Below are 7688 nucleotides of genomic sequence, written 5' to 3' on the forward strand. Positions count from 1 at the left end.
AGGGGTGGGTGTGAGCGCTGCGGAGGGGCGGCCCTGTCAGCTGACGGTCTGCCGGGGGTGCTGCTGCGGGACCCGGAAGAAGGTCCCCGGTGTGGACCACGAGGCCCAGCTCGCCCGCCTCGGCGCCATCGACGACCACTCCGGCCGCACCGTCCCCGTCCGCACCAGCAAGTGCCTGGGCATCTGCTTCCAGGCCAACGTGGTGGTCGTGCAGCCGTCCCGTGAGGGGCGCGCCGCCGGGGGCGCGCCCGTCTGGCTGGGGCGGGTCACCGAGGACGAGCTGGTCGAGGCCATCGACGACTGGATCTTCGACGGCGGTCCCGGCCTCGCGCCGCTGCCCGCGGTCCTGGCCGACCACGTCACGTCCAAGGACGCCAAGAAGCCGAAGAAGGCCAAGAAGCCCAAGCACTCCAAGGCCGCGAAGAAGGAGCGCAGGAAGGCCGGGAAGAACTCCGGGGGGAAGAGGGCCGAGGGGGCGCCCCGGTCGGAGAAGGGGCCGGACCGGGGCCGGGCGGCGCCCGGGAAGACCGACGAGGCGAAGAAGAAGGCCAAGAAGGCCGAGAAGAAGGCCGAGAAGGCGAAGAAGGCCGAGAAGAAGGCGAAGAAGGCCCGCAAGGAGGCGGAGAGGGCCGGGCGCGGTTAGATCGCGTCCCGCGGACACCCGCCCTGCCGCGCGTCGCCCCGGCACGCCCCTCGCGGCGTTCTCCTCCGTCGACAGGACCCCGCCCCGACCCCTTCTCCGGCCTTGCGGTGAACGCACCGGATGCGCCGCTCGCGACGGACGGCATCCGCGGAACACGCCCCGGGGCGCGTCCCGCGGACCCCCGCGGGCCCGCGCCCCGCAGGGGTCCGGGAACACGGCCCCGCCCCGCTCAGGCCCTCGACTGCGGCGCGAACTGGGTCCGGTAGAGGGCCGTGTAGAGCCCCTCGCGCCCCAGCAGCTCGTCGTGCGTGCCGCGCTCCAGGATGCGCCCGTCCTCCAGCACCAGGATCTGGTCGGCCTCGCGGACGGTGGCCAGCCGGTGCGCGATCACCAGGGACGTCCGCCCCTCCAGCGCGACCGCCAGGGCCTCCTGCACGGCGGCCTCGGACTCCGAGTCCAGGTGGGCGGTGGCCTCGTCCAGCACCACCACCGACGGAGCCTTCAACAACAGGCGGGCGATCGCCAGCCTCTGCTTCTCACCGCCGGAGAGCCGGTACCCCCGGTCGCCGACCATCGTGTCCAGGCCGTTCGGCAGCTGGTCCAGGAGCGTCCCGAGGCGGGCCATGCGCAGCGCCTCCTCCAGTTCGGCGTCGGTCGCGCCGGGGCGCGCGTAGCGGAGGTTCGCGCCCACCGTGTCGTGGAACAGCTGGGCGTCCTGCGTGACCACGCCCACCGCCTCACGCAGCGAGTCCCCGGCCACCTCGCGCAGGTCGAGCCCGCCGACGCGCACCGCGCCCTCGGTGGGGTCGTACAGGCGGGAGACCAGGTGGGTCAGCGTCGTCTTGCCGGCGCCCGACGGCCCCACCAGGGCCACCATCGTGCCCGGCGCGGCCCGGAACGACACCCCGCTCAGCACCTGGGTGTCGTCGTCGACCTCGGCCTGCGGGGTCAGCTCCAGCGACGCGACCGAGGACTCGCGCGCCCCCGGGTAGCGGAAGGACACCCGGTCGAACTCCACGCCCAGGGGACCCGGGGGGAGGTCCCGCGCGTCCGGGCTCTCCTTGATGCCCGGTTCCAGGTCCAGCACCTCGAAGACCCGGTCGAAGGAGACCAGCGCGGTCATGATCTCCACGTGCACGTTGGACAGCGTCGTCACCGGCCCGTAGAGCCGGGTGAGCAGGGTGGTGAGCGCGACCAGGGTGCCCACCTCGAACGCCCCGCCGATCGCCAGCACCCCGCCGACCCCGTACACCATCGCCATCGCCAGGGCCGTGATCAGGCCCAGCATGCTGAAGAGCAGGGAGCCGAGGACGGCCTGGCGGACGCCCAGGTCGCGGACCCGTCCGGCGCGGTCGGCGAACCCGGCCGACTCCTCGTCCGGGCGGCCGTACAGCTTGACCAGCATCGCGCCGCCGACGTTGAACCGCTCGGTCATGAGGGAGCTCATGTCCGCGTTGTTGTCCATGGCGTCGCGGGAGATGTGGGCGAGCCTGCGCCCGATGAGCTTCGCGGGGACCACGAACAGCGGGACGAGGACGAGGGCGAGCAGCGTCACCTGCCACGACAGGGCGAGCATCGTGACGAGCACCGCCACCACGCTGATCAGGTTCGACAGCACCGACTGGAGCACGGAGGTGATCGCCCGCTGCGCGCCCACCACGTCCGTGTTGAGCCTGCTGATCAGCGAACCCGTCTGCGTGCGCGTGAAGAACGACAGCGGCATCCGCTGCACGTGGGTGAACACCTGGGTGCGCAGCAGGTAGATGACGCCCTCGCCGATCCGCGCGGACAGCCACCGGCCGACCAGCGTCAGCGCGCCCTCCAGGACGGCCAGCCCCGCCGCGGCGACCGCCAGCCACACCACGAGGGAGGCGTCCCCCGGGATGATGCCCTCGTCGATGATGGCCCTGAGCAGGAGGGGGTTGGCGACCACGATGGCGGAGCCGACCGACGTCACCAGGAGGAACCACAGGATCGCCCGCCAGTGGGGGCGGGCGTAGGAGATGATCCGGCGGGTGAGGCCGGGGGGCAGTTGCTTGCCCTTCGCGCTCCCGTCGTTGACGAGGGACCTGTAGGAAGGTCTTCCCGACATCATGGACATGGGCGGCCCCGTTCTTCTCGCTGCTTCGCCACGCATGCGTCAACGCCTCCGCCCGTGCACCGCTTCCCGGGGAGGGCGCGCCGCCCTGCGGGGCGGCCGGTGCGGCGGCCCGGCGCGGGACCGCCCCGGGCCGCCGCGTCAGGGGGCCTCCGGCGGCTCGGGGGGTCAGAGGGAGTGGGCGAGCCGGCCCAGCGCGGCCGTGGTGGAGCGGCCGGGGGTGAACGGCAGCTCCCACGCCTGGGCGCCGAGGGCGTCGGCCCCGCGGATCTTGGCCTGCGTGTACCGGTCCCCGGCGGTGTACGCCAGGGCGGCGGGGTCGAGCGGGCGCAGGAGTTCGGCGTAGGCGGACCAGTCGGCGACCCCGGGCGGGCCCTCGATGACGAAGGAGCCGCTGACGCAGGCGAGCGCGGCCACCGTCTCGGCGCGCTCCTCGGCGGGGTTCACGGGACGTCCGGGCCCCTTCCAGGCGCCCACCCGGCGGTCGGACTCGATGCCCACGACGAGGGGCAGGCCGCGTTCGGCGATGGACCGGAGGAAGCGGACGTGTCCGACGTGCAGGACGTCGAAGGCCCCGGTGACGACGGCGGGCCGCTCCAGGAGTTCGGGCCGCTCGAACCAGTGTGCGACGAGGGGGGTGTCGGCACCGTGCGTCGCGTCCGTGTCCGTCATTCAGCCACCCGTCCCAACAAGCGAGGGCCCCCGTGTCCGATCCGCGCCGACGGGTTCGCCCGAAAGGTCAACGTACCCGTTCGGGGCGGGTATTCCGCCTCCGGGGAGTGTGACCGGGCTCCGCTGCCGCCGGGCAGCCGGCCCGGGGGCGAAGCCGCCGGGGCGTTCGCGCGGGTGCGTGCCGTGGATACGGGGGATCACCGGTGCGGCGACCCCGCGGGAGGGGCCGGGGACGCGCCCCGGGGGAGCGGTGGAGCGGGCGACGAGAATCGAACTCGCATGACCAGCTTGGAAGGCTGGGGTTCTACCATTGAACTACGCCCGCGTGGCGCCGGAGCCTTCGAGTTTCCTCTAGACTCGTGGAGCCGACGGAGACAAGAGTACAGTCTCCCGAGCCGTGGTCGCACCCTCATCCCGGGAGTGCGATCCTTGGTGCGGTGTACGGGGTGTAGCGCAGCTTGGTTAGCGCGCATGCTTTGGGAGCATGAGGCCGCGGGTTCGAATCCCGCCACCCCGACGAAACCATCCGTGGCATCGGCCTCCGGCCGTACGCCGTGGCCCCCTGTGTATCTGCCCTAGACTTGGTGCGATCAGCAGGAAACTGTAAGTCCCAGCCCGTCGCAGGGCACCCCGTGTGAACGTGGTCGTCACGGCCCCGGGGTGCGCTCGTGCATTTCGCCGTTGTGTGTGGTGCGCCTGCGGGCCGACGCGGACACCAGCCGGCAAACCTAGGAGTACCGCCCCGTGAAGACCGATGTCGAGGAGCTGAGCCCCACCCGGGTCAAGCTGACCATCGAGGTGCCCTTCGAGGAGCTCGATCACGCTTTCGACGTGACGTACAAGTCGCTCGCCAAGCAGGTCCGGATCAAGGGCTTCCGCCCGGGCAAGGCGCCGGCGCGGCTGATCGACCGCTACGTCGGCCGCGGCGCGGTGATCAGCGAAGCGGTCAACCACGCCGTCCCGGAGCTCTACAACGAAGCCATCCAGAAGGAGGAGCTCTTCGCGCTCGGCCAGCCCGACGTGGAGGTCACCAAGCTGGAGGACAACGAAGAGCTCGCGTTCACCGCCGAGGTCGACGTCCGCCCCAAGTTCGAGGTCGAGAACTACAAGGGCATCGAGGTGACCGTCGACAGCGCCGAGGTCACCGACGAGCAGGTCGACGAGCAGGTCGGCACGCTGCGCGAGCGCTTCTCCACCCTGGTCGGGGCCGACCGCCCCGTCGAGACCGGTGACCACCTGTCCATCGACCTCTCCGCCGCGATCGACGGCGAGAAGCTCGAGGACGTGGCGGTCAGCGGCTACTCCTACGAGGTCGGCACCAACGCCATGCTGGAGGGCCTCGACGAGACCCTCGTGGGCATGGAGGCCGGCGGCGAGGCCACCTTCAAGACCACCCTCGTCGGTGGTGAGCACGAGGGCAAGGAGGCGGACGTCACCGTCACCGTGCACAGTGTGAAGGTCAAGGAGCTCCCCGAGCTGGACGACGAGTTCGCCCAGCTGGCCTCCGAGTTCGACACGATCGAGGAGCTGCGCGACGACGTGCGCAAGCGCATGTCGGAGGTCCGCCGCCTCCAGCAGCTCTCCGCGGCCCGTGACAAGGCCCTGGAGCAGCTGATCGAGTCCGTCGACGTGCCGCTGCCCGACGCGGTCGTCGACGAGGAGATCACCCGCCGTCGCCAGAGCCTGGAGCAGCAGCTCGCCCAGGGCGGTCTCACCAAGGAGGCCTACCTGGAGTCGCAGGAGAAGACCGAGGAGGAGTTCGACGAAGAACTCACCACGGGCGCGCGCTCGGCCGTCAAGGCCGGGTTCATCCTCGACCAGCTGGCGATCCAGGAGGACCTGAGCGCCGACCAGGGCGAGCTCAGCCAGTACGTGTTCGAGCAGGCCCAGCGCATGGGCGTGAGCCCGGACCAGCTGGCCCAGCACCTGGTCGAGTCCAACCAGATCCGCGTCGCCTTCACCGAGGTCGTCCGCGGCAAGGCCATGGACCTGGTCCTGGCCGGCGCCCGGGTCACCGACGAGGACGGCAACGTCATCGAGCAGGAGAACGCCGAGGAGACCGCGGCCAAGGCCGCCGCGGTCGCCGCCGAGGAGTCCCTCGAGGTCATCGAGGACGACGCCGAGGAGGCCGAGGCCCCCGCAGCCGCGGCCGACGCGGCCGGCGACGACAAGCCCGAGGAAGCCAAGTAGGCTTCGCCCGGCGTGCACGGGCCCCGACCGACCCCGCGGGTCGGTCGGGGCCCGATGTGTTCGCTGGTGGAGGAAAGTGCTGTACGGGCCCTGCGCCACCCTGCGCTCAAAGCGAACAGGGACGGTATCCGGACGAGCCCGGCTTCCGTCGGCGTTAGTGTCGCTGTATCGCAACCGTTTCGATTCCGGAGCAGGTGACGAGAGTGCCGCCGACCTTTGATGAGTCCCCGCGATTCGACGCTCGTACGTCCGAGTCGCAGATTTCCCCTTTTATTGAGCAGACGCCTCAGCGCCTGTTGCGCCAGCGAATCGTTTTCCTCGGCCAGCAGGTCGACGACGAGATCGCCAACCGCCTGGTTGGTGAGCTCCTGCTGCTGTCCGCCGAGGACCGCCAGCGGGACATCACCCTGTACATCAACTCGCCGGGTGGGTCCGTGACCGCGGGCATGGCGATCTACGACGTCATGCAGTACATCCCCAACGATGTCCGTACCGTCGGCATCGGCATGGCCGCGTCCATGGGCCAGATGCTCCTGTGCGCCGGCGCCCCCGGCAAGCGCTACGCGCTGCCGCACACCCGGGTCATGATGCACCAGCCGTCCGGGGGCATCGGGGGCACCGCCTCCGACATCCGGATCCTGGCAGACCAGCTGCTCTACGTGAAGAAGATGTTCATCGAGAAGATCTCCGAGCACACGGGGCAGACGGTCGAGCAGATCGAGAAGGACGCCGACCGCGACCGCTGGTTCACCGCTCAGGCGGCCAAGGAGTACGGCTTCATCGACGAGGTGCTCGAGGGCACCCTCGACGTGACCAGGTGACCGTACCCAGAGTTGACCCGTCGGACCTGGTCCCAGGAACGGCGCAGTGCGTGGAAGGCGTGAAATGACCGAGTACAACCCCAGTCTCATCGGCGGCGCGGCCTCGATGGCTCCCCAGAGCCGCTACGTCCTGCCGTCCTACGTGGAGCGGACGTCGTACGGCGTCAAGGAGATGAATCCGTACAACAAGCTCTTCGAGGAGCGGATCATCTTCGTCGGCGTGCAGATCGACGACACGTCGGCCAACGACCTGATGGCCCAGCTCATCACCCTTGAGCAGCTCGACTCCGAGCGGGACATCCAGATGTACATCAACTCGCCCGGTGGGTCGTTCACGTCCCTCATGGCGATCTACGACACGATGCAGTTCGTGCGCCCCGACATCCAGACGGTGTGCATCGGCCAGGCCGCGTCGGCAGCCGCGATCCTGCTCGCGGGAGGCACGGCCGGGAAGCGCGGCGCGCTCCCCAACGCCCGGATCCTGATCCACCAGCCCGCGACCGAGGGCATGCACGGCCAGGCCAGCGACATCGAGATCCAGGCGAACGAGATCACCCGTATCCGTACGCAGCTGGAGACCACCCTGGCCCGCCACACCGGTCGTACGCCGGAGCAGGTCTCCAAGGACATCGAGCGGGACAAGATCCTCACGGCGGAGGAGGCCAAGGAGTACGGCATCATCGACTTCGTGCTGCCGTACCGCAAGGCCTCCCTCAAGTAGGGGTGTGACGGAGCCGAAAGTCCTTCCGCGGCCCCCTGCGAACGGAGTGTTCCGCCGGGGATTTTCGGCAGTGGTGAAGCGTGGGCCGGACCGGCCCTTGACCCGCCTGGGGGAGCCCGGTGGTGAAGCCGGTCCGGTTTTTCGCTTAGTCTGGCGGAGAGCGACACACAGATCGCCCCGTCCGTGACCTTCGTGGACGGGTACGGGAGATTCGACTTCCGTGCGGTTTCGCGTCAGAGCGGCACCGGCGGGGCGGCCTTAGTTTTGAGGAGTGGCTGGGTGGCACGCATCGGCGACGGCGGGGACCTGCTGAAGTGCTCATTCTGCGGTAAGAGCCAGAAGCAGGTGAAGAAGCTCATCGCCGGCCCCGGCGTGTACATCTGCGATGAGTGCATCGACCTGTGCAACGAGATCATCGAAGAGGAACTCGCCGACGCCACCGAGCTGTCGTGGGACTCGTTGCCGAAGCCGCGGGAGATCTACGAGTTCCTGGACTCGTATGTGATCGGTCAGGACCAGGCGAAGAAGGCCTTGTCGGTGGCG

The 7688-nt window shown here is 70.0% G+C and carries 7 protein-coding genes and 2 tRNA genes; 6 read left to right on the forward strand and 3 right to left on the reverse strand.

Going from position 1 to position 7688, the window contains the following annotated elements; genetic code table 11:
- Positions 1–10 precede the first annotated feature (10 nt).
- Complete coding sequence (locus ACIRPH_RS16165) at positions 11–643, forward strand: (2Fe-2S) ferredoxin domain-containing protein (RefSeq protein WP_402914735.1); 633 nt, start codon at positions 11–13, stop codon at positions 641–643.
- A 229-nt stretch (positions 644–872) separates the two neighbouring features.
- Here ACIRPH_RS16165 and ACIRPH_RS16170 read toward each other — a convergent pair whose 3' ends face one another.
- From ACIRPH_RS16170 to ACIRPH_RS16180, 3 genes are all read right to left on the reverse strand, one after another.
- On the reverse strand, positions 873–2738 hold the full coding sequence (locus tag ACIRPH_RS16170) for an ABC transporter ATP-binding protein (RefSeq protein WP_402914849.1): 1866 nt from the start codon (positions 2736–2738) through the stop codon (positions 873–875).
- A gap of 171 nt (positions 2739–2909) precedes the next feature.
- Positions 2910–3413 carry an adenylyltransferase/cytidyltransferase family protein gene (locus tag ACIRPH_RS16175; protein ID WP_402914737.1) on the reverse strand — a complete coding sequence of 168 codons (504 nt, stop codon included), beginning with the start codon at positions 3411–3413 and terminating at the stop codon, positions 2910–2912.
- 251 nt (positions 3414–3664) lie between these two features.
- Positions 3665–3738, reverse strand: a tRNA-Gly gene (locus tag ACIRPH_RS16180).
- A gap of 117 nt (positions 3739–3855) precedes the next feature.
- Here ACIRPH_RS16180 and ACIRPH_RS16185 point away from each other — a divergent pair.
- The 5 genes from ACIRPH_RS16185 to ACIRPH_RS16205 form a co-directional block, all read left to right on the forward strand.
- A tRNA-Pro gene (locus tag ACIRPH_RS16185) sits at positions 3856–3930 on the forward strand.
- Positions 3931–4157: 227 nt separating this feature from the next.
- On the forward strand, positions 4158–5603 hold the full coding sequence (tig, locus tag ACIRPH_RS16190; RefSeq protein ID WP_402914739.1) for a trigger factor: 1446 nt from the start codon (positions 4158–4160) through the stop codon (positions 5601–5603).
- Positions 5604–5899: 296 nt separating this feature from the next.
- Positions 5900–6424 carry a ClpP family protease gene (locus tag ACIRPH_RS16195; RefSeq protein WP_267948590.1) on the forward strand — a complete coding sequence of 175 codons (525 nt, stop codon included), beginning with the start codon at positions 5900–5902 and terminating at the stop codon, positions 6422–6424.
- A gap of 64 nt (positions 6425–6488) precedes the next feature.
- Positions 6489–7145, forward strand: a complete 657-nt coding sequence (locus ACIRPH_RS16200; protein ID WP_267948591.1) for an ATP-dependent Clp protease proteolytic subunit — start codon at positions 6489–6491, stop codon at positions 7143–7145.
- A gap of 279 nt (positions 7146–7424) precedes the next feature.
- A partial coding sequence (locus tag ACIRPH_RS16205; protein WP_355014125.1) for a ClpX C4-type zinc finger protein occupies positions 7425–7688 on the forward strand: 264 nt, incomplete at its 3' end.

The sequence above is a fragment of the Nocardiopsis sp. NPDC101807 genome (assembly GCF_044766605.1).
Taxonomy (GTDB): domain Bacteria; phylum Actinomycetota; class Actinomycetes; order Streptosporangiales; family Streptosporangiaceae; genus Nocardiopsis; species Nocardiopsis tropica.

Excerpts from the sequence above, each read along its gene's own strand:
- ACIRPH_RS16200 (WP_267948591.1), top strand. The coding sequence starts at position 6,489 with ATGACCGAGTACAACCCCAGTCTCATCGGCGGCGCGGCCTCGATGGCT.
- ACIRPH_RS16175 (WP_402914737.1), bottom strand. The coding sequence starts at position 3,413 with ATGACGGACACGGACGCGACGCACGGTGCCGACACCCCCCTCGTCGCA.
- ACIRPH_RS16170 (WP_402914849.1), bottom strand. The coding sequence starts at position 2,738 with ATGATGTCGGGAAGACCTTCCTACAGGTCCCTCGTCAACGACGGGAGC.